At 72.9% G+C, this 24,760-nt stretch carries 24 protein-coding genes; 11 read left to right on the top strand and 13 right to left on the bottom strand.

Features of this window, described 5'->3' with window-relative positions:
* Positions 1–97: 97 nt before the first annotated feature.
* The 3 genes from glnII to AB0411_RS31535 all read right to left on the bottom strand — a co-directional run bounded on the left by glnII (position 98) and on the right by AB0411_RS31535 (position 3,933).
* Complete coding sequence (glnII, locus tag AB0411_RS31545; protein WP_366420684.1) at positions 98–1,120, bottom strand: glutamine synthetase; 1,023 nt, start codon at positions 1,118–1,120, stop codon at positions 98–100.
* Between the two features lie 207 nt (positions 1,121–1,327).
* The gene (locus AB0411_RS31540; protein ID WP_366420683.1) at positions 1,328–2,461 is read right to left on the bottom strand and encodes an ARPP-2 domain-containing protein; all 1,134 of its coding nucleotides are present in this window, start codon (positions 2,459–2,461) and stop codon (positions 1,328–1,330) included.
* Positions 2,458–3,933: a hypothetical protein gene (locus AB0411_RS31535; protein ID WP_366420682.1), complete on the bottom strand. Its 1,476-nt coding sequence runs from the start codon at positions 3,931–3,933 to the stop codon at positions 2,458–2,460. The genes AB0411_RS31540 and AB0411_RS31535 overlap by 4 nt, the downstream gene beginning before the upstream one ends.
* 307 nt (positions 3,934–4,240) lie before the next feature.
* On the opposite strand from AB0411_RS31535, the gene AB0411_RS31530 reads away from it, so the two are divergent.
* From AB0411_RS31530 to AB0411_RS31520, 3 genes are all read left to right on the top strand, one after another.
* On the top strand, positions 4,241–5,185 hold the full coding sequence (locus AB0411_RS31530) for a Gfo/Idh/MocA family protein (RefSeq protein ID WP_366420681.1): 945 nt from the start codon (positions 4,241–4,243) through the stop codon (positions 5,183–5,185).
* Positions 5,186–5,251: 66 nt separating this feature from the next.
* Positions 5,252–6,835, top strand: coding sequence for an AMP-binding protein (locus tag AB0411_RS31525; RefSeq protein WP_366420680.1), 1,584 nt, complete (start codon positions 5,252–5,254; stop codon positions 6,833–6,835).
* A 110-nt stretch (positions 6,836–6,945) separates the two neighbouring features.
* On the top strand, positions 6,946–7,218 hold the full coding sequence (locus tag AB0411_RS31520) for a hypothetical protein (protein ID WP_366420679.1): 273 nt from the start codon (positions 6,946–6,948) through the stop codon (positions 7,216–7,218).
* A gap of 76 nt (positions 7,219–7,294) precedes the next feature.
* Here the strand turns inward: AB0411_RS31520 and AB0411_RS31515 are convergent, their stop codons facing one another.
* Positions 7,295–7,876 carry a PadR family transcriptional regulator gene (locus AB0411_RS31515; RefSeq protein WP_366420678.1) on the bottom strand — a complete coding sequence of 194 codons (582 nt, stop codon included), beginning with the start codon at positions 7,874–7,876 and terminating at the stop codon, positions 7,295–7,297.
* Positions 7,877–7,904: 28 nt separating this feature from the next.
* Positions 7,905–9,920 (bottom strand): NADPH-dependent 2,4-dienoyl-CoA reductase, encoded by a 2,016-nt coding sequence (locus AB0411_RS31510; RefSeq protein WP_366420677.1) that lies wholly within the window; start codon positions 9,918–9,920, stop codon positions 7,905–7,907.
* A gap of 371 nt (positions 9,921–10,291) precedes the next feature.
* Between AB0411_RS31510 and AB0411_RS31505 the strand changes: the two genes are divergently transcribed.
* Both AB0411_RS31505 and AB0411_RS31500 read left to right on the top strand, forming a co-directional pair.
* Entirely contained in the window at positions 10,292–11,161 is an 870-nt protein-coding gene (locus AB0411_RS31505; protein WP_366420676.1) for a HalD/BesD family halogenase, read from the top strand.
* Between the two features lie 159 nt (positions 11,162–11,320).
* Complete coding sequence (locus AB0411_RS31500; protein ID WP_366420675.1) at positions 11,321–13,135, top strand: choline/carnitine O-acyltransferase; 1,815 nt, start codon at positions 11,321–11,323, stop codon at positions 13,133–13,135.
* Positions 13,136–13,229: 94 nt separating this feature from the next.
* Here AB0411_RS31500 and AB0411_RS31495 read toward each other — a convergent pair whose 3' ends face one another.
* The 3 genes from AB0411_RS31495 to AB0411_RS31485 form a co-directional block, all read right to left on the bottom strand.
* Complete coding sequence (locus tag AB0411_RS31495) at positions 13,230–14,099, bottom strand: Fpg/Nei family DNA glycosylase (protein WP_366420674.1); 870 nt, start codon at positions 14,097–14,099, stop codon at positions 13,230–13,232.
* Positions 14,100–14,190: 91 nt separating this feature from the next.
* Positions 14,191–14,814, bottom strand: a complete 624-nt coding sequence (locus tag AB0411_RS31490) for a hypothetical protein (protein ID WP_366420673.1) — start codon at positions 14,812–14,814, stop codon at positions 14,191–14,193.
* A complete protein-coding gene (locus tag AB0411_RS31485) occupies positions 14,811–15,431 on the bottom strand; it encodes a hypothetical protein (protein ID WP_366420672.1) in 621 nt (206 codons plus the stop codon). The genes AB0411_RS31490 and AB0411_RS31485 overlap by 4 nt, the downstream gene beginning before the upstream one ends.
* A 344-nt stretch (positions 15,432–15,775) precedes the next feature.
* Between AB0411_RS31485 and AB0411_RS31480 the strand changes: the two genes are divergently transcribed.
* From AB0411_RS31480 to AB0411_RS31460, 5 genes are all read left to right on the top strand, one after another.
* Complete coding sequence (locus tag AB0411_RS31480) at positions 15,776–16,801, top strand: sensor histidine kinase (protein WP_366420671.1); 1,026 nt, start codon at positions 15,776–15,778, stop codon at positions 16,799–16,801.
* Positions 16,798–17,442 (top strand): response regulator transcription factor, encoded by a 645-nt coding sequence (locus AB0411_RS31475; protein ID WP_366420670.1) that lies wholly within the window; start codon positions 16,798–16,800, stop codon positions 17,440–17,442. The genes AB0411_RS31480 and AB0411_RS31475 overlap by 4 nt, the downstream gene beginning before the upstream one ends.
* A gap of 155 nt (positions 17,443–17,597) precedes the next feature.
* Positions 17,598–18,368: a hypothetical protein gene (locus AB0411_RS31470; protein WP_366420669.1), complete on the top strand. Its 771-nt coding sequence runs from the start codon at positions 17,598–17,600 to the stop codon at positions 18,366–18,368.
* Positions 18,365–18,739 carry a GntR family transcriptional regulator gene (locus AB0411_RS31465; RefSeq protein ID WP_366420668.1) on the top strand — a complete coding sequence of 125 codons (375 nt, stop codon included), beginning with the start codon at positions 18,365–18,367 and terminating at the stop codon, positions 18,737–18,739. Before AB0411_RS31470 ends, AB0411_RS31465 begins: the two co-directional genes overlap by 4 nt.
* 40 nt (positions 18,740–18,779) lie before the next feature.
* Positions 18,780–18,971 (top strand): hypothetical protein, encoded by a 192-nt coding sequence (locus AB0411_RS31460; RefSeq protein ID WP_366420667.1) that lies wholly within the window; start codon positions 18,780–18,782, stop codon positions 18,969–18,971.
* Here the strand turns inward: AB0411_RS31460 and glnA are convergent.
* Complete coding sequence (gene glnA / locus AB0411_RS31455) at positions 18,968–20,377, bottom strand: type I glutamate--ammonia ligase (protein ID WP_086715079.1); 1,410 nt, start codon at positions 20,375–20,377, stop codon at positions 18,968–18,970. The genes AB0411_RS31460 and glnA overlap by 4 nt on opposite strands.
* Positions 20,378–20,716: 339 nt before the next feature.
* Between glnA and AB0411_RS31450 the strand changes: the two genes are divergently transcribed.
* Positions 20,717–21,184, top strand: coding sequence for an RDD family protein (locus tag AB0411_RS31450; protein WP_366420666.1), 468 nt, complete (start codon positions 20,717–20,719; stop codon positions 21,182–21,184).
* 305 nt (positions 21,185–21,489) lie between these two features.
* Here AB0411_RS31450 and AB0411_RS31445 read toward each other — a convergent pair whose 3' ends face one another.
* The 4 genes from AB0411_RS31445 to lipB all read right to left on the bottom strand — a co-directional run bounded on the left by AB0411_RS31445 (position 21,490) and on the right by lipB (position 24,532).
* Positions 21,490–22,200: a DUF4191 domain-containing protein gene (locus AB0411_RS31445; protein WP_366420665.1), complete on the bottom strand. Its 711-nt coding sequence runs from the start codon at positions 22,198–22,200 to the stop codon at positions 21,490–21,492.
* 10 nt (positions 22,201–22,210) lie between these two features.
* Positions 22,211–22,429, bottom strand: coding sequence for an SCO2195 family GlnR-regulated protein (locus AB0411_RS31440; protein WP_086715072.1), 219 nt, complete (start codon positions 22,427–22,429; stop codon positions 22,211–22,213).
* Positions 22,430–22,641: 212 nt separating this feature from the next.
* Positions 22,642–23,592: a lipoyl synthase gene (lipA, locus tag AB0411_RS31435; RefSeq protein ID WP_366420664.1), complete on the bottom strand. Its 951-nt coding sequence runs from the start codon at positions 23,590–23,592 to the stop codon at positions 22,642–22,644.
* 172 nt (positions 23,593–23,764) lie between these two features.
* Positions 23,765–24,532 carry a lipoyl(octanoyl) transferase LipB gene (gene lipB, locus AB0411_RS31430; RefSeq protein WP_366420717.1) on the bottom strand — a complete coding sequence of 256 codons (768 nt, stop codon included), beginning with the start codon at positions 24,530–24,532 and terminating at the stop codon, positions 23,765–23,767.
* Between the last annotated feature and the right edge of the window lie 228 nt (positions 24,533–24,760).

The raw sequence follows: 24,760 nt of genomic DNA, 5'->3' as shown, positions 1-24,760 counted from the left end.
GACAACCGGGCCCCGGACGGCCCGCCCGGCGACCCCGGGCGCAGCCGGAGGGGCCGGGCCGCACCGGCCCGGCCCCTCCGGCGTGATCGCGAGGCGGTCAGATCTGCTCGCGCCGCGCCAGCTCCGTGCAGCAGGTGTCCACGATCAGCCGGGTGACCACGTACGGGTCGACGTTGGCGTTGGGGCGCCGGTCCTCGATGTAGCCCTTCTTCTCGACCTCGACCTGCCAGGGGATGCGCACCGAGGCGCCGCGGTCGGAGGCGCCGTAGGAGTACGCGTCCCAGGGGGCGGTCTCGTGCGCGCCGGTCAGCCGGTCCTCGATGCCGGTGCCGTACTGCCGCACGTGCTCCAGCGGCTTGTCGTCCTGGCCCAGCGCCTCGCAGGCGGTGATGATCGCGTCGTAGCCCTCGCGCATCGCCCGGGTGGAGAAGTTGGTGTGCGCGCCCGCGCCGTTCCAGTCGCCCTTGGCCGGCTTGGCGTCCAGCGACGCGGTGACGCCGAACTCCTCCGCCACGCGGTGCAGCAGCCAGCGCGCCACCCACATGTGGTCGGAGACCTCCAGCGCGGGCAGGGCGCCCACCTGGAACTCCCACTGGCCGGGCATGACCTCGGCGTTGATGCCGGACAGGCCGAGGCCCGCCGCCAGGCAGAGGTCGAGGTGCTTCTCGACGATCTCCCGGCCGAAGATCGCGTCGGCGCCCACGCCGCAGTAGTAGTCGGCCTGCGGTGCCGGGTAGCCGCCGCCCTCGGGGAAGCCGAGCGGACGGTCGCCCTTGAGGAAGGTGTACTCCTGCTCGATGCCGAAGATGGCTTCCTGGTCGGCGAACCGCTCGGCGACCGGGCGCAGCAGCGCACGGGTGTTGGAGGAGTGCGGGGTGAGGTCGGTGTGGAGCACCTCGCACAGCACCAGCAGGTGGTCGCCGCCGCGGATCGGGTCCGGGCAGCTGAACACCGGCTCCAGCACGAGGTCCGAGGCGTGGCCTTCGGCCTGGTTGGTGCTGGAACCGTCGAAGCCCCACCGCGGAAGCCGGCTGCCGTCGGACAGGATCCGGGTCTTGGAGCGGAGCTTGGCGGTCGGCTGGGTGCCGTCGATCCAGATGTACTCGGCCTTGATGGTCACGGGGTGGTCCTCTTCACGGTCGGTGCGGGTACGGTGCGGGCGTACCGCGGCACTCTCGCAACGCGCCATTTCTCGTCCGTTGCCCGTTTGTGAACCACAGGTTACCGAGCCGGACATCCCGCCGTTCCTAAGGATTTCCACCCCAAGAACCTGGGATTCCATGCATCAATGTGCCCGTCTTCACATCATTCCGATGTGACCCAGACCTCAGGAACGCGCCTTCAGCAGCCCCTCGAACCCCAGCTGCCCCATCCGGCGCGTCAGTTCCGCACCGCTGATCCCCATCGCCTCGGCGGTGCGTGCGGGGTGCCAGTCGTGCGTCGCCAGCCGGTGCAGCACATGGCCGCGCCGTACCTGCTTGTCGGTGAGCCGGAACGACTTGAGGTAGGCGACCCGTCCCTTCGCATCGGTGATCGTCTCGCCGATGTGCTGGACGCGGTGGAGCGCGAACGGCGGCAGGAAGCGGGACAGCCGGAACCCTCCCATCCGGTGCACCTCCCGCACGTCGTAGGACTCGTCGAGCAGCTCGGCCGCCATCAGGCCGGAGTGCTGGGACTCCCACTCCCGCTGCCGCCGCGCGGCGGCAGCGCGCAGGTCCGCGAGCGAGGTGATGTACTCCGCGGCGATGCGGACCCCGAACTCCGGTACCGGCCCGCCGTAGAGCCCGTACTGGTACATCAGCTCGCCGTACAGGTCCTGCAGCAGCGAGGCGTGCAGCGCCCGGTAGTCGTCCGGGTGCGGCACCACGAAGGCGGCGGCGAGGGCGTCGGCGACGTACACCATCACCCCGCACTGCCCCGGATGGATCTCGAACACCCGCAGGGCGTCCTCCAGGCCGGGCACCGACTCGCCCCGGTAGGCCCGCTCCGCGCGCGGCGAGAGGCCGTCGCGCACCGCCCGCCGGGTCCACTCCTCCCACACGATCGGCGGCCCGCCGAAGTGCAGCGACAGATAGCCGTCGAGCGCCAGGTGGAGCGGCAGGAACCGCAGCCCGCCCGAGGTGCCGCCGACCGGCCGGGACCGCCACCCGCGCTTCTGGACGAGCTTGCGGGGGAAATGCAGCGGCGCGCAGACCACCGGCCCGCGCTCCGCGCTCAACTGCGAGCCGTACGAGGCGGCCGGGGTGCCGTCGCTCGTCCAGTTCGCCACGTAGCCGTGCGGAATGTACGAGGTGTAGGACGTGCGCCGGCCGGACCGGACCGTCCCCGGCCCGTCACGGTAGAGCTCGCGGTGCAGCCGCAGATCGCAGATCGGCTCCGCGCGCACCAGCGGCACCAGCCGCACCGCGCCCCAACACTGCGCCGGCCGGGCGCCGAGCCCGTCCAGATCCAGCCGGCTCACCCGGTGCCCCCTTCCCCGTCGTCCGGCGCCTTCGCCGGCTCGTGCGCGGCCAGGAACCGCCGCACGCTGTCGTCCAGATGGGACCGCAGCTCGGCCGGTCCCGTGCGCCCCTCGGCGAACCGTGCGAGCTGCACCAGCGCCGGCAGGTCCTCGGCATCACGGACCCCCGCGGTCGGCACCGAAGGGGTCAGCCTGCGGACGTCGAAGCCCTCCGCGTCGTACACCGGGTTGAGGTGCACCACGGAGGTACGGCGCTGCGGGTCGAGCCGGGTCCGCCACACCCGGAGCACCTCCCCGGCCAGGCCGGGCGGCGCGTTGTCGAAGCCGTCCGAGACGATCACCAGCCGCTCCGGCGCGGGCTCCAGCGCGTCCAGCACCCGCATGCCCAGCGGCGTCGCCCCGTACGGATAGGCCAGCAGCGCGTCCTGCCGCCCCGACGTCCACAGCGGACGGTACGACCCGGCGAGCGCCTCCAGGAGGAAGTGGCAGGCCAGCGCGGTCACCAGCGGCCGGCGGCGCTTCTGCCCCGAGCCGGTGGTGGAGAAGCTGTCGTCCAGTACGGCGGCCACCCGGCCCCAGGTCCCGGCCCGGGCGCCCGCCGTGCGCCGCGCCGCGGCCCGCAGGGCGCCGGTCAGCTCGCCGCGGCGGGCGATCCGGTCCTCCAGCGGCAGCCCGAGGACGTACCCGGCCAGCCGGGTCAGCGGCATCCGGGAGAGGTCGGCGGCCACGTCGGCGCCCCGGCCGCGCGCCGACTCCTGGACCCGCAGCCGCTCCAGCCGCGTCATCTGCGGCGCGATGCGCTCCAGGAAGACGCGGCGGTCGATGCGGTGCGCGGCGGCGAACCCCTCGGCGACGGTGAACGGCAGCTCGTACAGGGCCTTTTGCTGGTAGTGCGCCCGCCGCCAGGAGTCCAGCAGCGGGGTGGCGTACTGCTTGCGCCGGCCGGGCGCGAACAGGAAGTCGCCCAGCTCGCCGTCGCCTCCGCGCCCGCCGGGCGGCGGCAGGTGCGCATGGCGCAGCGCGCAGGTGAGGCCGGACCGGTACTTCACCGCGTCCAGTGCGGGATCCGGGCGCGCGGCGAGCCAGTCGCGGATGAGGGCGCGGGTGCGGCGGTTGTTGACCCGGGCGGCGCGCAGCGCACGGATCAGGCGGTAGACGCGCGGCGCCGGCAGCCGCGCCAGCCGGGCCGCGATCAGCCGCCCCTCGGTGCGCCGCTCCTGCGCCGTCGCCTCGCGCGCCGTCTCCAGGAGCCGGAGCACGATCAGCGCCGCGTTGTGGTCGTTGATGTCCAGCGCGAGCGAAGCGGCGTACAGCGGGCGGTAGTTGACGCGTACGTAGTCGTGCAGGAAGTCCAGCGACATCCGCTGGGCGTAGTCGCCGGAGTGGAACTCGCGCTGCCCGGTGGAGGTGATCGCGGCGTTCACGAACAGCAGGACGTCCTCGGCCGCCACCAGATCCGCGGAACTGTCCACGCCCTCTTCCCCCCGGATCGTCGGATGCCGGCCGGGGAATGGGGGCACGAACAGCGAATCGTTGCTTTGCAGAGCAGGTCCGGAAGTCGCACCGGAGTCCCGCGGCCGGCCGGTGCAACGTAACACCGGCCGGCCGGGCGGGGCACACCGATTACGGGGGGTGGGGACGGCTCTCCGGGACGGGGCGGCTCCCCGGCAGGCGGCGGCTCCCTGTCCGGGGCGCGGGCGACGAGGCCGCCCCTCGGCTCGCGACGCCACCGGACGGCCAATCGACGCCCCCGCCCGCCCTCCGCGAGACACTGGCCGCATGACGACCCCGCGCATCGGACTCCTCGGCACCGGACCCTGGGCGCGGCGCGTCCACGCCCCCGCCCTCGCCGCCCACCCCGGCGTCGAGTTCGCCGGCATCTGGGGGCGCAGGGCGGAGGCCGCCGCCGCGCTGGCCCAGGTCCACGACACCCGCCCGTACGAGAGCCCGGACGAGTTGTTCGAGGTGTGCGACGCCGTCGCGATCGCGCTGCCGCCGTCCGTGCAGGCCGCGTTGGCCCTTCGTGCCGCGGCGGCCGGCTGTCATCTCCTCCTGGACAAGCCGGTGGCCACCGCCGTGCCCGAGGCCCGTGCGCTCGCCGCGGCCGCCGACCGGGCGGGCGTCGCCTCGGTGGTGTTCTTCACGGCGCGCTTCGGGGAGCAGGAGGGGGAGTGGATCGCCGCCCAGGCCGCGGCCGGCGGCTGGTTCAGCGCCCATGCGGACTGGCTCGGTTCGGTCTTCGCCGAGGACAGCTCCAGTCCGTACGCCCACTCGCCCTGGCGCCGTGAGAAGGGCGGGCTGTGGGACGTCGGCCCGCATGCGCTGTCGGTGCTGCTGCCGGTGCTCGGCGATGCGGAAGCGGTCACCGCGACCCGCGGCCCGGGCGATGCCGTGCTGCTGACGCTGCGGCACAGCAGCGGGGCGGCCAGTTCGGCGACGCTCGGGCTGACCGCGCCCGCCGCGGCGGCCGGTGTCGAGGTCACCCTCCGCGGCACCGCGGGCACCACCTCCCTGCCCCGGCGCCAGGACGGTCCCGAAGTGGCCTACGGCCATGCGGTCGACGCCCTGCTGGCCGCCGTGGAGACCGGTCTGCCCAACGCCTGCGACCTCCACTTCGGCCTCCGGGTCACCGAGATCCTGGCGGCCGCGGAGGAGACGCTTCCGCCGCTCATGCCTCAGGAGTCATCACCACATGGCGCATTTGGTCGTGGAGAGCATCAGTAGGCGTCCGTAGCGTCGGTGCCGTGACCGCTTCGTCACGCACCCTGCCACCGGACCGAGGGACCTGCCATGCCACCCGCCACCGGCTTCACCAGTTACGCCGACGCCCTCCTCGCCGCCCTCGCCCGTGACCCGTCCCGCACCGCGGTGATCGTGGGGGAGAGCGGCGAGGAGGTCACCGCAGGCGCCCTGCACGCCACCGTCCACCGCATGGCGGCGGTCCTCGACGGCCAGGGCATCGGCCGCGACCGGACCGTCTGCCTCCTCAGCGGCAACCGCCCCGAGGCGCTCGCCGCCCGCTACGCCGCGAGCCTCCTCGGCGCCCGGGTGGTCTTCCTCTACGACGGCATGGCCGCCGAGACCCTGGCCCGGATCGCCGGCAGCGTGGAGACCGCCCTGCTCCTGGCCGACCCGGCCCTGCACACCACCGCACGCGAGCTGCTCCGGCACATCCGGGGCCCGCGCCCCGCGGTCATGACGCTGGGCGAGGGCGCCGCCGGTCTCGGCCCCGACCTGCTCGCCGCCGCTGCCGCGCTGCCCGCCACCCCCGAGGTGCCGAGCGCCGCGCGCCCCGGGGACGACTGGTGCATCCGGCACACCGGAGGCACCACCGGCATCCCCAAGGGCGTCCGGATGCGGCACGCCCCGTATGCCGCGATGGTGCTCCACCACCACATGGCAGCCGCCGGCGATCCGCCCCGCTTCCTGGCCTGCACCCCGCTCGCCCACCTCGCGGGCATCCTGGCCGACGCCACGCTCGCGGCCGGCGGCACCGTCGTGCTGCACCGCGCCTTCGACCCCGCCGCCGTGCTCGCCGCCGTCGCCCGCCACCGCATCACCCATCTCTGGCTGCTGCCCCCGCTCCTCTACCGGCTCCTCGACGACCCCGCCCTGCCCACCACCGACCTCGGCTCCCTCACCCGCATCTCCTACGGCGGCTGCGCGGCCTCCCCGGCACGGCTGGCGCGGGCCGCCGAGGTCTTCGGACCGGTCCTGTTCGGGATGTACGGCCAGGCCGAGGCGATGTCGATCACCGAGGCCCGCCCGGAGGACCACCTCCGCACCGGCCCCGGCGGACGGATCACCGCCGGCCGCGCGCTGCCCGGCGTGACGCTGGCCGTGCGCGACGCGGACGGGCGGGACCTGCCGGCGGGGGAGCGGGGCGAGGTCCACGTCCGCTCCGCCGCGGTGATGAACGGCTACTGGAAGCAGCCCGGGGAGACCGCGCAGGTGCTGGCCGCCGACGGCTGGCTGCGCACCGGCGACGTCGGGGTGCTGGACGACGAGGGGCGGCTCTACCTCGTCGACCGGATCAAGGACGTGATCATCGTCGTGGGCGGGCATGTGCACCCCGCGGAGGTCGAGGACCTGCTGCACACCCATCCGGCGGTCGCCCACTGCGCGGTGTACGGGGTGCGCGGGGCGGACGAGACGGAGGAGGTGCACGCCGCGGTCGTCCCCGCCCCGGGCCGGACGGTGGACGCCGCCGGCCTCCGTGCTTTCGTCACGGAGCACAAGGGCGCCCTGTACGCCCCGGCCGCCGTCCGCGTCCTCGACGCCATCCCCCTCACCCCGGTGGGCAAACCGGACCGGACGCTGCTGCGCGCGACGGCCGCGACGGCCGCGACGGGGCGTGGGAAAGACCGTCCGTAGGTCCCCTCTCCGGGGCGTCAAATCCCCTCTGGCCAGGGGCTTTTGTCAGTGCCCGGCAGTAGAATGGGAACCAGTCAGTGAGGGTTCATCCACGCTCCAGGAGGTCGCCGATGGCCGCTGCCACACTCATGACGAAGCCTCTTCCGGCCCACCCGCTGCCCAGGAAGCCGCTGCCCGCCGGATGGCCGCGCGAACGGTACGAATCGCACAACCGCCGCCTGAAGGCCATGCGGCTCGCCATAGCCCTGCTCGACACCGGCGTCTACCGCCCCGAGCAGGCCCACAACCGCAAGATCCGCAGCACCGCGGCCGAGATCGGGGTCCACGCCCCGTCCGACACCACCTGCCGCATGGTGCGCGCCCTCCTCTACGACCACTGCTGACGCGACCGGCACACCAACAGGGCGGCCGGCCCCGGGACTTCCCGGGGCCGGCCGCCCCTTGCCGTGCGGGTCCGGCTCACCCGGCCGGGCCGTCGCCCGGACCCGCCGGCCCGTCCTCCGCGGCGGCGTCCAGGTCCGTCACCTCCGCCAGCGCCTCCGCCAGCCACTCCACCCAGAACGTCTCCAGCCCGATCCCGGCCCGCAGCACCAGCCGCCGCAACCGGTCCTCCGGATCCGCCGCGGCCCCGAAATCGCGGTCCTCGATCTCCTGGTACTCCGCCAACTGCCGCCGGTGCAGCGTCAGATGCCGCCGCAGCTCCTCGTCGAGCCCGGCCCGCCCCACCACCGCCGACGCGCGCAGCCGCAGCAGCAGCGCGTCCCGGATGGGCTTGGAGTCCTGCTCGCCGCCGGCCCAGCGGGTCAGCTCGCGCCGGCCCGCGGGCAGCACCTCGAACTCCTTCTTCTGCCCGCGGGACGGCTGCGCGCTCGGCAGCGCCCGGATGAACCCGGCCTGCTCCAGCTTTCCCAGCTCGCGATAGATCTGCTGGTGGGTGGCCGACCAGAAGTAGCCGATCGACCGGTCGAACCTGCGGGTCAGCGCCAGCCCCGACGACGGCTTCTCCAGCAGGGCGGTGAGGATGGCGTGCGGGAGTGACATACGGCAATCCTAGGCAGCCGGCGGCAGGTCACAGGGCCGCCGCCAGCTCCGTCCCCTGCTTGATGGCGCGCTTGGCGTCCAGCTCGGCGGCGACGTCCGCACCGCCGATCAGGTGCACGGCACGTCCCTCGGCCCGCAGCTCCTCGTACAGGTCCCGGCGCGGCTCCTGCCCGGTGCACAGCACGACGGTGTCCACGGGCAGCGTGCCGGCCGCGCCGTCGACGGTGACGTGCAGGCCCTCGTCGTCGATCCGGTCGTACGTCGCCCCGGCGACCATCGTCACGCCGCGGTGCCGCAGTTCCGCACGGTGGATCCAGCCGGTGGTCTTGCCGAGGCCGGCGCCGACCTTCGACGTCTTGCGCTGCAGCAGGTGCACCTGGCGCGGCGGCTTGGGACGCTCGGGTGCCCGCAGCCCGCCGCGCTCGCCGTAGGCCGTGTCGACGCCCCAGGAGCGGAAGTAGGTCTCCGGGTCCTGGCTCGCCGCGTCACCGGCGTCGGTCAGGAACTCCGCGACATCGAAGCCGATGCCGCCCGCCCCGAGGATCGCCACCCGCTCGCCGACCGGCGCGCCGCCGCGCAGCACATCGAGGTAGCTGACCACGCTCGGGTGGTCGACGCCCTCGATCTCCGGGGTGCGCGGGGTGACACCGGTGGCCACCACCACCTCGTCGTACCCGCCGAGGTCCCCGGCCGCCACGGGGGTGTTCAGCCGGACGTCGACGCCCTGCCGCGCGAGCTGCGTACGGAAGTAGCGCAGCGTCTCCTCGAACTCCTCCTTGCCCGGCACCCGCTTGGCGAGGTTCAGCTGCCCGCCGATCTCGTCCGCGGCGTCGAACAGCGTGACCTCATGGCCGCGCTCGGCGGCGGACACGGCGCAGGCCAGTCCGGCGGGCCCGGCACCGACCACCGCGAGCCGCTTGCGGCGCCGGGTGGGGGACAGGACCAGCTCGGTCTCGTGGCACGCCCGCGGGTTGACCAGGCAGGACGTGATCTTCCCGCTGAAGGTGTGGTCGAGACAGGCCTGGTTGCAGCCGATGCAGGTGTTGATCTCGTCGGACCGGCCGTCCTCCGCCTTGCTGACGAAGTCCGGGTCGGCCAGGAAGGGCCGGGCCAGCGACACCATGTCGGCGCGCCCGTCGGCGAGCAGCTCCTCGGCCACCTCGGGGGTGTTGATGCGGTTGCTGGTCACCAGGGGGATGGTGACCGAACCCATCAGCCGCTTGGTCACCCAGGTGTAGGCGCCGCGCGGCACCGACGTCACGATGGTGGGGATGCGGGCCTCGTGCCAGCCGATACCGGTGTTGATGATCGTGGCGCCGGCCGCCTCGATCTCCTTGGCGAGCGCCACCACCTCCTCCAGCGTCGAACCGCCCGGGACGAGGTCCAGCATCGAGAGCCGGTAGATCAGGATGAAGTCCGTGCCGACGCGCTCCCGGGTCCGGCGGACGATCTCCAGCGGGAAGCGCACCCGGTTCTCGTACGAGCCGCCCCACCGGTCCGTGCGCTGGTTGGTGGCGCCGACGATGAACTCGTTGATCAGGTAGCCCTCGGAGCCCATGATCTCGACGCCGTCGTAGCCCGCGGACTTGGCCAGCTCCGCCGCCCGCACATAGTCCTCGACGGTCTGCTCGACCTCGTCGTCGGTGAGCGCGTTCGGGACGAAGGGGCTGATGGGCGCCTGGATCGCGCTGGGGGCGACCAGATCGGCGTGGTACGCGTACCGCCCGAAGTGCAGGATCTGCATCGCGATCTTGCCGCCCGCGGCGTGCACCGCCTCGGTCACGGTCCGGTGCTGCGCGGCCTCCTCCTCGGTGGTGAGCTTGGCCCCGCCGTCGTAGGGCCGTCCCGCCTCGTTCGGCGCGATGCCGCCGGTCACCATCAGGCCGACGCCGCCGCGCGCACGGGCCGCGTAGAAGGCGGCCATCCGCGCGAAGCCGTTCTCCGCCTCCTCCAGGCCGATGTGCATCGACCCCATCAGCACCCGGTTGGGAAGGGTCGTGAACCCGAGGTCGAGCGGGCTCATCAGGTGCGGGTACTGGGTCATGGGGCCCTCCTGGCGCGGTGGTGGTGACAGCAGTTGTAGACCAGCCGGAGAGCCTTATGCAACAAGTTGCAAAAAACGTGACGCAGGCGACGCGCGCGACGCCCGGCACGCCCCCGGGCGTCCCTTGGCGCCGCGCCCCTCACCGCGTGCACCCGCCGGGTCGGCGCAGTGTGACGTATCACAGACAACGCGGCGGGGCTGTGGGAACTTCAACTGTGCTACTCCTCAATGGAGTTGCCGAAGAGCCGAGGGTGCGGGCCGGACGGCACGCGGACCGCACGGATCGCCTGGTGGGGGCGGCCGGGGCGAGGCCGCGGGCCGGTGGCGGGCATCCGGCTCGGGCCGGTCTGCCCGTACGTGGAGAGGGTCGCATGAGCACTGTGCAAGCCATCACGCTCGACCAGGTGGTCGACACCGCCCGGTACCCCCTGTCGCAGCTCGACAGTGCCGAAGGGCGGGCCGTGATGTCCCGCGCCCGGCGCGAACTCTCGGCCCTCGGCTGCACCGTGCTGCCGGACTTCATCCGTCCGTCGCTCCGCGAGACGCTGGAGGACGAGTGCGCGGCCATCGCCCCCCAGGCGCACTACGACGTCGAGACCGTCAACGTCTACAACATCGCGGTGGACTCGGACCTGCCCGAGGAGCACCCCGGGCGGCGGACCTTCCAGCGGGGCAACGCGTTCGTCGCACGGGACCGCATCCCCGCCGGGTCCGTCATCAGCCGGCTCTACTCCCACCCCGCCTTCCAGGACTTCATCGCCCGCTGCTTCGGGCTGCCGCACCTCCACGAGCTGGCGGATCCGCTCTCCGGACTGGTCCTCAACGTCGTCGCGCCGGGCATGGAGCACCCCTGGCACTTCGACACCAACGAGTTCACCGTGAGCCTGCTGACCCGCGGGGCCCAGGACGGCGGGGTCTTCGAGTACTGCCCGAACATCCGGTCCGCCGCGGACGAGAACTTCGACGACGTCCGCGACGTCCTGGACGGCCGGGGCGAGCCGCTGACCCGGCGCCTGTCCCTGCACCCCGGTGACCTGCAACTGTTCAAGGGGCGCTACTCACTGCACCGGGTGAGCCCGGTGCGCGGCGAGCTCGCGCGCCACTCCGCGATCTTCGCCTACAGCGAGCGCCCCGGTGTCATCGGGAGCGTGGCCCGCACCCGGCAGCTCTTCGGCCGGGTCCTGCCCGAGCACGTGGCGGCCGAGGGCCGGGCCGTACGGGGCGACCGGCTGCTGGACTAGCGGCGCGCGGACACGCCGCCGCCACGGGCCCGTGCTCCCGGCACGGCCGGACACGGTCGGTGACGGCGCGACCATGGACGAGTGACATCACGGCCCACAGGCCCCACGACCGGAAGTGAGAGAGCAGAATTGAATACCCGTCAGGAAAGGGCAGCAGCCATGACGACCTTCGCCCACGAGGAGCGCCTGCCACGGGTGCCCCTGCCCACGCCGGAGGCCAGCTGTGAGCGGTTCCTCGCCTGGTGCGCGCCGCTGCTGACCGCCGACGAGCTGGCCGCGACCGAGGCGGAGGTGACCGCCTTCCTCCGGCCCGGCGGCCCCGGCCGGACGCTGCACGCGGCACTGGAGGAGTACGACGCCACCGAGGGCGTCCACAGCTGGCTCGACACCTTCTGGCCCTACCGCTACCTGGGCCGACGCGACCGGATCGCGCTCAACGCCAACTTCTTCTTCCTCTTCCAGGACCCCCCGCCGCAGCAGCCCCGCACCCAGGTGGAGCGGGCCGCCGGGCTCATCGCCGGGGCCGTCGCCTACAAGCGGCAGCTCGACCAGGAGCTCCTCCCCCCGGTGGTGCAGCGCGGCGTGCCCCAGTCGATGGTCCAGAACAAGTACCTGTTCTCCGCCACCCGCATCCCCGGCGCCCAGCAGGACTCCGTCCGCAGCCCCTACACCGACGCCTGGCCGGGCCCCTCCGACGCCCGGCACATCGTGGTGTTCCACCGCGGCAACATGTTCCGGATGGACGTGCTCGGCCCGGACGGCGTCCCGCACAGCCTCGACGACCTCGAAGCGGGCCTGCGCGCCGTACAGAAGGCCGGCGCCGAACCGGCACCCGCCCACACCTCGGTGGGCCACCTCACCACCATGGCCCGCGCCGAATGGGCCGCCGCCCGGGAGTCCCTGCGCGCCTGCCACCCCCGCAACGCGGACGCCCTGGAGGACATCGAGACCGCGCTGTTCTGCGTCTGCCTGGAGGACTTCGCCCCCGCCGGCATCCAGGAGGCCTGCGACGAGCTGCTGTACGGCGACCGCGGCAACCGCTGGTTCGACAAGGCCGTCTCCCTGATCGTCTTCGCGGACGGCCGGGCGGGCATCAACGTCGAGCACTGCGAGCTGGACGGCACCACCATCCTCGCCTTCACCGACGCCCTGCTCGACACTCCCGCCGAGGAACACTCCCGCCGCTCCGGAGCCCGCGCCCAGGGCCTCCCCGCCGTCGAACCCGTCGCCTTCGAGCTGGACGACACCCTCCGCTCCCAGGTGCGCTCCGCCGCCGAGGCGTTCGCGGCGTACGGGGAGAACACCGCCACCCGCACCGTCTCCTTCGACGACTTCGGCAGCAACACCGCCAAGGCCCTCGGCTCCTCGCCCGACGCGTTCGTCCAGCTCGCCTACCAGCTGGCCCACCAGCGCGCCAAGGGCCGCCTGGGCGCCACCTACGAGTCGATCGCCACCCGCCAGTGGCGGCACGGCCGCACCGAGGCGATGCGCGTGGTCACCCCGGAGATCCAGGAGTTCGTCGCCGCGATGGAGGACCCGGCGACGGACGCGGAGACCCGCCGGGCCGCGTTCCGGGCCGCCGCCGCGCAGCACGTCGCCCGCGCCAAGGAGTGCCAGGCCGGCGACGCGCCCGAGCAGCACCTGTGGGAGCTGGAACTGATCCAGCGCCGCCGCGGAACCGAACTCGGCGTGACCGAGCAGCCCGCCCTCTACCGGACACCCGGCTGGCTGACGATGCGCGACGACTACCTGAGCACCAGCTCCGCGCCGTCCGCCAACATCCAGTACTTCGGCTTCGGCTCCACCAGCAGCCGCTGCATCGGCGTCGCCTACGTCCTGCTGCCCGACCGCTTCCACCTCTACCTGAGCACGCCGCTGGCCGTGGCCGACCAGATGGTGACCTTCGCCGACCGGCTCCGCGAGGCGGTGGCGGAACTCCGGGAACTGCTGGCGCCCGGGGAGGGCGGGGCCTGACCGCTCGCACCACCGCATGACACCTGCCGGTCGGGGACCCCGGCCCCCGACCGGCCCGTCGCCGTCCGGCCCGCCCGGCTCCTCGCTCCCCTGCCTACTTCAGCAACCGGGACATCCGCCGGTCCGCGAGCACCTTGCCCCCGGTCTGGCAGCCCGGGCAGTACTGCATCGCCCAGTCACTGAACGACACCTCACGGATGGTGTCCCCGCACACCGGGCAGGCCTCCCCCTTCCGCCCGTGCACCCGCAGCCCGCTCTTCTTCTCCGCCTTGAGGTCCTTGAGCGCCAGCCCCTGCGACCGCTCCACCGCCGCGGCGAGCGTCGTACCGATCGCCTCGTAGAGCCGCGCCACCTCCTCCGCCGAGAGCCGGGCGGCCGGCTTGAACGGCGACATCTTCGCCGCGTGCAGAATCTCGTCCGAGTAGGCGTTCCCGATCCCGGCGATCACGCTCTGGTCCCGCAGCACCCCCTTGATCTGCCGGCCTTCCTCCGCCAGCAGCCCCGCGAACGCCTCCGCCGTGAACCCGTCGGAGAGCGGATCCGGCCCGAGCCGCGCAATGCCCGGCACCTCCCTCACCTCGCGCACGACATACACCGCCAGGTGCTTCTGGCTCCCGGCCTCGGTCACCTCGAACCCCGCACCGTCGCCGGGCTCCCCGAGCCGCACCCGCAACGCCAGCGGCCCCTTCCCCGGCCGCGGCGGCACCGCCGGCAGCCGCTCGCTCCACCGCACCCACCCCGCCCTCGCGAGGTGCATGACCAGGTGCAGCTCCCCGGCACGGAGATCGAGGAACTTCCCGTGCCGGCGCACCTCGTCGAACGCCCGCCCTTCGAGCGCGGTGAGCGGCGGGTCGTACGTCTTCAGCGCATGGACGGAGACCGGGTACACCCGCTCGACGACCCGCCCCACGACATGCTCGCCCAGGAACCGCGCGAGCGACTCGACCTCCGGCAATTCAGGCATAACGCCAGTGTGCCCCGGAAGTGCGGTGGACACCGGTCGCGGCTGCGGGAGGCCGGCGGCGTGAGCGGGGCGGCGACACCGCCCCTGGACGTCACCGCGACCGTGACCGGCGTACCCGACGACGGCGCAGCCAGTAATGCCCGGTCACCACCGCGAGCAGCGGGCCCCAGGCCGTCAGCGGCAGGTAGCAAGCGGTCATGACCCAGTACGCGACGCCGTCCGGTGCGTCCGGGTGGCCCATGGCGTCCGGCGCGTTCCAGCCGAGCGCGCCCAGTACGCCGAAGGCGGTGAGGACGGTGGCCCCCAGCCCGGCCGGGACCACGGCCACCGCCGTCGGTACCCGCCGGCCGCCGAGGAGCGCAATCCAGCGGGGAAAGACCTCGCCCCAGCGCTGGACGAGCCCGAGCGTCAGCAGCCCGAGGCCCTCGGCGAACAGGGTCAGGGCGATCATGTAGAGCGAGAACCCGCTGCCGAAGGTGACCGTGGCCATCGCCTCGTCACCCGTGAAGCCGACCGGTATGCCCAGGGCCGCCACGATCCGCCACAGGCCGCTGGGCAGCGGGGCCGACGCGGCGAGGCGCGCGAGCCGGACCACCCAGCGCGGCGGCTCGGCTGTGGCCGTGGGCGAGGTGGACGACGTGGACGCGGTGGCCGTCGCGGCCGGCCCGGACGCCGAGGACGGCCCGGACATCGCGGACGGCTCCGGGGGCCTCACTTGCCCCCCTCGCCGGGCAGCGGCGGCAGTACGTGCCGCACCCGGAAGTCACCGCTCTTGACGGTCTCGTAGGGCGCTGCGCTCAGGCAGGCGGGGACCTTCATCCTGGGTATCTCGTCGACCGCCCAGCTGTAGCCGACCCGGTCGTGCCGGCCGTCGTCGTACACGGTGAACCCGACCCGCTTGCCGACGATCCGGCGGTCGGGATGGTCGGAGCGCGTGATGATCCCGCTGGCCGTGGCCACGGGACCGCCGGTCAGCAGGCAGTCGATCCGGCCCGCGAAGGTGGCACCCCGTGTGCCGTCGTGGGAGTAGTGGCTGAAGCGGAAGCTGCCGCGCGAGGTGCCGCCCGCGCCGACGGGGGCGAACCCGTGCGCGTCGAACGAGAAGGCCACCCGCTCACCGTCCGCCCCTCGGTCCATCGTCGCCGAGCCGGTGAGACCGGACTCCACGGCCGCCGCGGACTTCGCCGCCACCACACCGGATAAGCCCGCCCCGCCGGCCGACGCGGCAGCGGCACTCCCCTCGTACAGCCCGAGCGGACCCATCGACCCGAGCAGCCCCAGCGCCGCCACCGTGGCGATCGCGCCCCCCACCGTCGTCCTCACATATCGCATACCGAACTTCCCGCCTTCCTCAGCCCGTCGGGGCCGCATCGCCCCGTTGACGCGTTCAGCTTCCGGGGCGAGGCGGGCCCGCGCCCATCGGCCAACCGGCAGATCCACGGGCACAGGAAGCGGCCGCCTCTGCCGATCGGCAGAGGCGCCACCCGTAGCGCGCTCCATAAGCTGGACAGGCGGAGGACGCGCCGGCCGGACCGGGCCGAAGGGCGCGCCGCCGAACCGAGCGAGCGGAGGCGCCGCCGGGCGGGAGCCAGGCGGACCGGGGGAGAGGGCCAACGATGAAACCGGTACACGGCCGCGCAGCGCTGGGCCCGGGCGGACCGGGGGAGGGGCCGGCGATGAGAGATGTCCCCACGTCGTTACGCGCCTGGTCGGGCCGAGCGGCCGGGCTCGCCGCGGTGCTCCTGCTCACCGCCGCCTTCGGCTGGGCCCCGGACACCGCACCGGACGGCTCCGGCCCGCTCTTCGCCGCGGCGACGGCGCTCGTCGTGCTGCAGGCGGCCGCGTTCCGGTGGGCGCCGTGCCGCGAGGCGGCCGTGGGCACCGGCCTCGCGGCCGTCGCGCTGGTGCTCTGGGCCCAGCCGCTCGTGCCGGCCGCGTCCCTCTACGAACGGGTCGGCATGGGGGCGTTCTGGTTCCTGCCCACGCTGGGTGCGGCCGTAGTGGGCGGCTACCCCCGGCTGATGGCACGCCGCGGGGCCCGGGCCGTCCGCGAGGCCCGGCACCGGCAGCAGCTGGAACTCGCCCACGACCTCCACGACTTCGTCGCCCACGACATCAGCGGCATCGTGGCGCAGGCCCAGGCCGCCCGCTTCGTGGCCGGCCGGGACCCGGAGGCGGTGGCCGGGGCGCTGGAACGGATCGAGCGGGCGGGCCTCGCCGCCCTGGCCTCGATCGACCGCACGGTCCACCTGCTGCGGGAGCCGGGCCGCGAGGCCGGCCGCACGGCCCTCCCCGGCACGGCCCGGCTCGCCGAACTCGTCGACAGGTTCGACGCGGACGGCCGTACCCGGGCCCGTCTCACCATCGCCCCCGCAGCGCGGGCGGCGCTCTCCCGCGAGGCCGCCGCCACGATCCAGCGGGTCGTCACCGAAGCCCTGACGAACGTCCGCCGCCACGCCCCCGACGCGGCCGGCGTCGAGGTGGCCCTCACCCACGAGGACGGCACCGTCCGCCTGACCATCACCAACGACACCGGCCGCACCCGGCCACGCGGCCGCGAACACGGCGGAACCGGCCTGCTCGCCCTCACCGAGCGCGTCCGTGCCCTGAACGGCACCCTCCACACCACCGGCGACGACGGCACCTGGCGCCTCACCGTCACCCTCCCCGCCCCGCCTCCCGCCCCTGGAGACCCGGCATGACGCCGACCCGCGTACTGATCGCCGACGACCAGGACGACGTCCGCGGCGGCTTCCGGATGATCCTCGACTCGCAACCGGACATGACGGTGGTCGGCGAGGCCGCGGACGGCATCCACGCCGTCGACCTCGCCCGCACGCTGCGCCCGGACGTGGTCCTCGCCGACATCCGGATGCCACGCCTCGACGGCCTGGAGGTCACCCGCCGACTCGCCGCGCACACCCGGGTCGTGGTCGTCACCACCTTCGACCTGGACGACTACGTCCACGCCGCCCTGCGCCACGGCGCCGCCGGCTTCCTGCTGAAACGCTCCGGCCCCACCCTCCTGATCGAGGCGGTACGCGCCGCAATGGCGGGCGACACCCTGATCAGCCCCCAGATCACCGTCCGCCTCCTGCGCCACCTCACCCCGCCGGCCGCGGCCGCCCCTGCCCCGGACCCGCTGACGGCCCGCGAACGCGACATCGCCCGCCTGGTCGCGCAGGGCCTGACCAACGCGGAGATCGCCGTGCGCCTGGTCATCACGCCCGGCACGGTGAAGACCCACCTCGCCCACATCCAGGCCAAGTTGGGCGTCCGCAACCGCGTCGGCATCGCCGCCTGGTCCTGGCGATCGGGCCTGACCGCCCCCGACAGCCCCTAGGACACTCGCCCCAACTTGTATCGATCCATTGACACAAGATTCCCCTCCCGGGCATCTTGTGTTGACCACTCGATACAAGCCGGGCTTGCGGGCGAGCGGCGTCCGCTGCCGCCGTGCGCAAGCCGCGCAGCCGACACCACTCACCGGAGTCCCCCATGCTCGACACCGACCGGCCCGCGTCCCGCCTCCGGTCCCGGGCCGACCGCCACGCCCGCTGGGCAGGGCTGGCCGTGGGCGTCATGGCCGCACCGCTGTGGGCCACCGTCGACATCACCCATCACCCCCTCAGCACCTTCGAGGCGGGCGTACCCCTGGTCAGCTTCGTCACCGCCTTCGGCCTGTGCGCGGTGGGCGGCGTCCTGCTCGGCGACGTCCTCACCCCCCGCCCCCTGGAAGCGGTACGCACCGCCGTCCTCACCCCGCGCCGGATCCGGGACCACGTGCCGCGCGCCATGACCCCTGTGCTGCTCCTCCAGGCGGTGTTCCTCGCCGTGCTGGTGGGCACAGGGGCCGCCGTGGCCACCCAGGGCGCCATGGACCAGGCGTACCGGGCCATCGGTGCCGGCTGCGACGGGACCGAACCCTCCGTCAGTCTCTGGGCCGGCATCTTGTCCGGCAGGCAGATCCTCGGCTCTCTCGCCCTCGGCACGGTCGCCTGCGCCTGGGCCCTGCGCCGTGTCGCCCGCCGTGCGGGCGGCGACCAGGAGCGCCGCGACCGCTCGCGGGCCATCATCGCGGCCTGGGGAGTGCTGGTCTCGACCCTGCTGCTGCTCGTCGCCCTGATGGCCGCCACCTGGCAGACGCACTGCGCCGCCACACTGGGTACCGTCACCGCCGTGGCGATCTACCCCATGGGCCTGTCGGCCCCCTTCACCCTGGCCTGGTCCCTGTTCAACGTGGTGGCGCCCCGGGCGGCCCGACGATGACCGGGCCTGCCGTCCGCGTCGACACCACCAGCCCGGTACCCCCGTACGAACAGATCCGCGCCCAGCTCGCCGCCCTGATCACCACGGGCCGACTGGCCGAGGGCGAACGCCTGCCGACCGTGCGTCAGCTCGCCACCGACCTGGGCCTGGCACCGGGCACCGTGGCCCGCGCGTACCGCGAGCTGGAGACCGCCCACCTGATCCGCACCCGCCGTGGCGCAGGCACCCGGGTCGCAGCGCCCCCGCCCGCACCGAAGCACCTCGATCCGGCCCGACTCGCCGCACTGGCACAGGACTTCACCGCCACCGCCCGCGCCCTGGGCGCCGACACCGAAGCCATCCTGACCGCCGTCCACCAGGCCCTGGACTAGAACGCCAGCAGCCGTTCTCCGCTCTCCGCCGTCCAGCGCGATGCGCGTGCTGCGTCCGGCCCCAGCGGGCACCAAGGCCCGCACCAACGCCGCGGTGCGGGCCGCACCGGACGAGGCGGGCCCGCCCACCGAACAGCACGACGGCCGCGCCTCCCGGAACCGGAAGAGCGCGGCCGACGGCCTGCAGACGGCACAGGGCAGCGGAAACCGCTCCGACCTGCGGCGTTCTTAGATGTCGAAGTACAGCTCGAACTCGTGCGGGTGCGGGCGCAGCTGGATCGGGGCGATCTCGTTGGTGCGCTTGTAGTCGATCCAGGTCTCGATCAGGTCGGAGGTGAAGACGCCGCCCTGCTGGAGGTACTCGTTGTCGGCCTCGAGGGCGTCGAGGACGGCCGGGAGGGAGGTCGGGACCTGGGGGACGCCCGCGTGCTCCTCGGGGGCGAGCTCGTAGAGGTCCTTGTCGATCGGCTCGGCCGGCTCGATCTTGTTCTTGACGCCGTCCAGGCCCGCGAGGAGGAGGGCGGAGAAGGCGAGGTACGGGTTCGAGGACGGGTCCGGGGCGCGGAACTCGACGCGCTTGGCCTTGGGGTTCGAGCCCGTGATCGGGATACGCATGGCCGCGGAGCGGTTGCGCTGCGAGTAGACCAGGTTGACCGGGGCCTCGAAGCCGGGGACCAGGCGGTGGTAGGAGTTCACCGTCGGGTTGGTGAAGGCCAGCAGCGACGGGGCGTGCTTGAGGATGCCGCCGATGTAGTAGCGGGCGGTGTCCGAGAGGCCCGCGTAGCCCTGCTCGTCGTAGAAGAGGGGGCTGCCGCCCTGCCACAGGGACTGGTGGACGTGCATGCCGGAGCCGTTGTCACCGAAGATCGGCTTGGGCATGAAGGTCGCGGTCTTGCCGTTGCGCCAGGCGACGTTCTTCACGATGTACTTGAAGAGCATCAGGTCGTCGGCCGCGGCGAGCAGCGTGTTGAACTTGTAGTTGATCTCCGCCTGGCCGGCGGTGCCGACCTCGTGGTGCTGGCGCTCGACCTGCAGGCCGGCCGCGTCCAGCTCCAGGGAGATCTCGGCGCGCAGGTCGGCGAAGTGGTCGACCGGCGGGGCCGGGAAGTAGCCGCCCTTGTACCGGACCTTGTAGCCGCGGTTGTTCTCCTCCGAACCGGTGTTCCAGGCGCCGGCCTCGGAGTCGATGTGGTAGAAGGACTGGTTCGCGCCGGTCTCGAAGCGCACGCTGTCGAAGACGTAGAACTCGGCCTCGGGACCGAAGAACGCGGTGTCCGCGATGCCGGTGGAGGCGAGGTAGGCCTCGGCCTTCTTGGCGATGTTGCGCGGGTCACGGCTGTACTGCTCGCCCGTGATCGGGTCGTGGATGAAGAAGTTGATGTTGACGGTCTTGTCGCGGCGGAACGGGTCCACGCGAGCCGTCGACAGGTCCGCGCGCAGCGCCATGTCGGACTCGTGAATGGCCTGGAAGCCGCGGATCGAGGAGCCGTCGAAGGCGAGTTCCTCGGCCGGGTCGAACGCCTTTGCCGGGATGGTGAAGTGCTGCATCACACCGGGCAGGTCGCAGAACCGGACGTCGATGAACTTCACGTCCTCGTCCGCGATGAACTTCTTGGCCTCGTCGGCGTTCTGGAACATCCAACTCCTCCTAGCCCGGTCACCGGTCGGCGGACGCGGGATTGCTACTCGGAACGCGACCATGTGCGGTGGCGCGTTGCCCGACCATAGGCAGGCGGGATTTCCCAAGCATGACCCATTTGTTTCGCCGAGGTTAACCGGCGTACGCCTGCCTTTATTCACCAGTGTGACCCATAAAGGGGCATTTTGGCCCGGGGTGGCGGGCCGTTCGTTGCGGCGTCGCGCCGAGTCGTTCCGCCCCTTCGGGCCCGCCCCGGCGGCCGGACCGGAAGAGGGGCCGAACCGTCCCGTACCGGACCTCGCCGCAGCGAATGTATGCGGTCGCAGTACCGTGGTCGGGTGGACAACAGGCAAGCAATCGGATCGTGGATCTCCGGGCCCCGCGCGGCAGCCGAGGACATGGGTGTCGAGTTCGGATACCGCGGGCAGCAGCTCGGGCTGCCGGAGACGGGGCCGGGCTCGATCGCGCGCCCCGGACGGCGCTTCGCCGCGCTCTTCCTCGACTGGGCGCTGTGCATGCTCATCGCGTTCGGGCTGCTCAGCGGCGGTAAGGCGCAGGCGGCGAGCAACTGGGCGCTGCTGGTCTTCGCGGTGCTCAGCGTGCTGACGGTGGGCACGGTCGGCTTCACGCCCGGCAAGCGGCTGCTCGGCCTGCGGGTGATCGCCGAGGGCGGCGGCCGGCTGTCGCTGCCGCGGGTCGTGCTCCGCACGGTGCTGCTCGTCGTGATCATCCCGGCCGTCGTGTGGGACCGGGACGGCCGGGGCCTGCACGACCGCCTCGCGCGCGCCGTCCAGGTCCGCATCTGAGGAGGCCGCGGGGGAGCCGCCCGGGGCCCCTGCCGTGGCGCCGGGGCGGCTCCGCGTCCGAGGAGCCCCTACGGGTTCCCCCGAGGCCGTACGGGTTCCGTCCTTGAGGCCGTACGGGTTCCGCCCCCGAGGCCGTACGGTCCCGCCTGCCCGCCCCTCCGGACCGCCCCGGAGCGAAGCCGCCCAGCAAGCCGCACAACCCAGCCGCACGACGAAACGCCCCGGAGCCTTCGCCCCGGGGCGTTCGTCGTTCGTCGGAGTGTCGGGACCGCCGGCCGGGCGCGGGTGCGCCGGCGCCGGTGCGGTCAGCGGGCCTTGCCGCCGCCCTTGGGCATCCGCATGCCCTTCGGCATCGGGCCCTTCGGGACCGGCATGTTGCTCATCAGGTCGCCGAGCGCCTTGAGGCGGTCGTTGACGGCCGTCACCTGGGCGCCGGGGAGCACACGCGGCAGCTTCAGCAGCGTCGTACGCAGCTTCTTCAGCGGCACCTGGCCCTCGCCGTCGCCCACGATGATGTCGTGGACCGGGGCGTCGGCGACGGTGCGCGCCATCCGCTTCTTCTCGGCGGCCAGCAGGCCGCGGAGACGGTTCGGGTTGCCCTCGCCGACCAGCACGATGCCGGCCTTGCCGACGGCGCGGTGGACCACGTCCTGGCTGCGGTTCATGGCCACCGCGGGGGTGACCGTCCAGCCGCGGCCGACGTTGTCCAGCACCGCGGCCGCCGCGCCGGGCTGGCCCTCCATCTGCCCGAAGGCAGCTCGCTCGGCGCGCCGTCCGAAGACGATCGCCATCGCGAGGAAGGCCAGGACGAAGCCCAGGATCCCGCCGTAGATGGGGTGGCCGATCGCGAAGCCGATGGCAAGGAGGACGCCGAATACGACGATGCCTACACCAGCGACGACTAGACCGACCTTGGAGTCGACCCGACGGGTCATCTTGTAGGTCAGGGCGATCTGCTTCAGCCGCCCGGTGTTCTCAGCGCCGGCAGCGCCCTCTGAGTTTGCCTTCCTCGCCATACAGCGAAGTTTACGTGGCGTGCGGGCGCCCGGTCGCCGCGGCCTCCAGTACGAACTCGGCCTCGTGGCGGTCCTTGGCGCGGCGGCGGTCCTCCAGGACCGATGTCCAGGCGTTACGGCGGGCGGTGCGCTGCCCGCCGCGCATCAGGACGGCCTCGACGGCACGCAGTGCACCGGTGACCGAAGGGATGGGGAGGGCGGGATTGGCGCGGAGCGGCGCGGCCTGCATGGTGGGTGACTCCCTCTGAATCTGTTCGGAGAAGCAGGAGTAGGTGCGGGAGCGGTGCGTGCATCCATCGTCACGGAAAGGTGTTACCAACGGATGACCTGCCGGTCAAACACCGATGAAACGTTGACGCGGCCCCCACGCCCCCCGTCAGGAGGAGTGCGGGCCGCGTCCCCAGCATGTGCCACGTTTCACAAGAAGGCGCGCCGGGGAAATCAAACCGCCTGACTGGACGCCTCGACCTCGCGCCGCTCGATGGCCTGCTGGTAAAGGCGGCCGGCGCGGTAGGAGGAGCGGACCAGCGGGCCGGACATCACGCCGGCGTAGCCGATCTCCTCGGCCTCCTCCTTGAGCTCCACGAACTCGGCGGGCTTGACCCAGCGCTCGATCGGGTGGTGGCGCACGGAGGGGCGCAGGTACTGGGTGATCGTGATCAGCTCGCAGCCCGCGTCGTACAGGTCCTGCAGCGCCTGGCTGATCTCCTCGCGCTCCTCGCCCATGCCCAGGATGAGGTTGGACTTGGTGACCAGACCGGCCTCGCGGGACTTGGAGATGACCTCCAGCGAGCGCTCGTAGCGGAAGCCGGGGCGGATCCGCTTGAAGATGCGCGGGACCGTCTCGACGTTGTGCGCGAGGACCTGGGGGCGGGAGGAGAAGACCTCGGCCAGCTGCTCGGGGACCGCGTTGAAGTCGGGGATCAGCAGCTCGACGCCGGTGTCGGGCATCGCGGCGTGGATCTGCCGGACGGTTTCGGCGTAGAGCCAGGCGCCGCCGTCGTCCAGGTCGTCGCGGGCGACGCCGGTGATCGTGGCGTACTTCAGGCCCATGGTCTGCACGGACTCGGCGACCCGGCGGGGCTCGTCGCGGTCCAGCTCCTGCGGCTTGCCGGTGTCGATCTGGCAGAAGTCACAGCGGCGGGTGCACTGGTCGCCGCCGATGAGGAAGGTCGCCTCGCGGTCCTCCCAGCATTCGAAGATGTTGGGACAGCCCGCCTCCTGGCAGACCGTGTGCAGACCCTCGCTCTTGACCAGGCCCTGGAGGTGGTTGTACTCGGGACCCATCTTCGCCCGGGTCTTGATCCACTCGGGCTTGCGCTCGATGGGGGTCTGGCTGTTCCGGACCTCCAGGCGCAGCATCTTGCGTCCGTCGGGTGCGACTGCGGACACGACCGGCTCCCTACGACTTCGTTTCTTCGGCGTACACCAGGGTACGCCCGTTGATTCGCACGTCTTTACGTGCGGGGCAACCGCCAATGACGGGGTTGCATTCCCGGCGGCCCCGGGAGACCCCGGGCCGGGCGGCCGCCGGACCCGGGAGGCCCGGCCGGCGGCCGTCCGGTCAGACCGCGCGGGGGAGCAGTTCGGCGCCCTCCAGGACGTCCCGCAGATGCTTCTCGGCGACGGGCAGGACCTCGGCGATGGTGATCTCGCGGCCCAGTTCGCCCGCCAGCGAGGCGACGCCGGCGTCACGGATGCCGCACGGCACGATCTTGTCGAACGAGGTGTTGTCCGGGTTCACGTTCAGTGCGAAGCCGTGCATCGTGACGCCCTTGGCGACCCGGATGCCGATCGCGGCGAGCTTGCGGTCCTCACGGCGCTGGCCGGCGTTGGACGGCGCGTACTCCGGACCGTTCAGCCGCGGGTCGAACAGCTCGTCCGCCGCCCGCGGGTCGAAGTCGAGGTTCAGCCCGCCCAGGGCCGCCCGCTGCTCGGCTGTGCCCACGGTGTCTCCCAGGACCCACACCCCGCTGCGGCCCTCGATCCGGGTGCCCTCCACGCCGAACTCGGCGCAGACCCGGATCAGCGCCTCTTCGAGCCGGCGGACGTGGGCCACGACGTCAACCGGGCGCGGCAGCTTCTGGATGGGGTAGCCCACCAGCTGGCCCGGCCCGTGCCAGGTGATCTTGCCGCCGCGGTCGACGTCGACGACCGGGGTCCCGTCCAGCGGGCGCTCGTCGTCGGTCGTGCGCCGTCCCGCCGTGTAGACGGCCTGGTGCTCCAGCAGCAGGCAGGTGTCGGGCGCCTCGTCGGCGAACCGGGCGGCGTGCACCCGGCGCTGCTCCTGCCAGGCGGTTTGGTACTCCACGGCGTCGGCGCCGAAGCCCATGTGCACAAAGCGCAGCCCCTCGGGTACGGGGGTCTCCCCCCGAGAGATCGCAGTCACGGCAGCTCCTCTTCGAACCTTTGTTGCACTTTGCTGCAACGTTGATGCCACTTCGCGCCCATGCCACTGTACGGCCGCCCGCTCCGGACCCCGCAGGCGGCCGGTGTCCGGACCTCCCGTCCCTGCTCACACGATCGGATGAACGCGAGGAGGAGGCCGGGAACGGGGCCC

Source organism: Streptomyces angustmyceticus (assembly GCF_040701845.1).
GTDB classification, from domain to species: Bacteria; Actinomycetota; Actinomycetes; order Streptomycetales; family Streptomycetaceae; genus Streptomyces; species Streptomyces angustmyceticus_A.
Note: the sequence above shows the minus strand (reverse complement) of the source record. Positions and strands in the feature narration are given on the sequence as shown.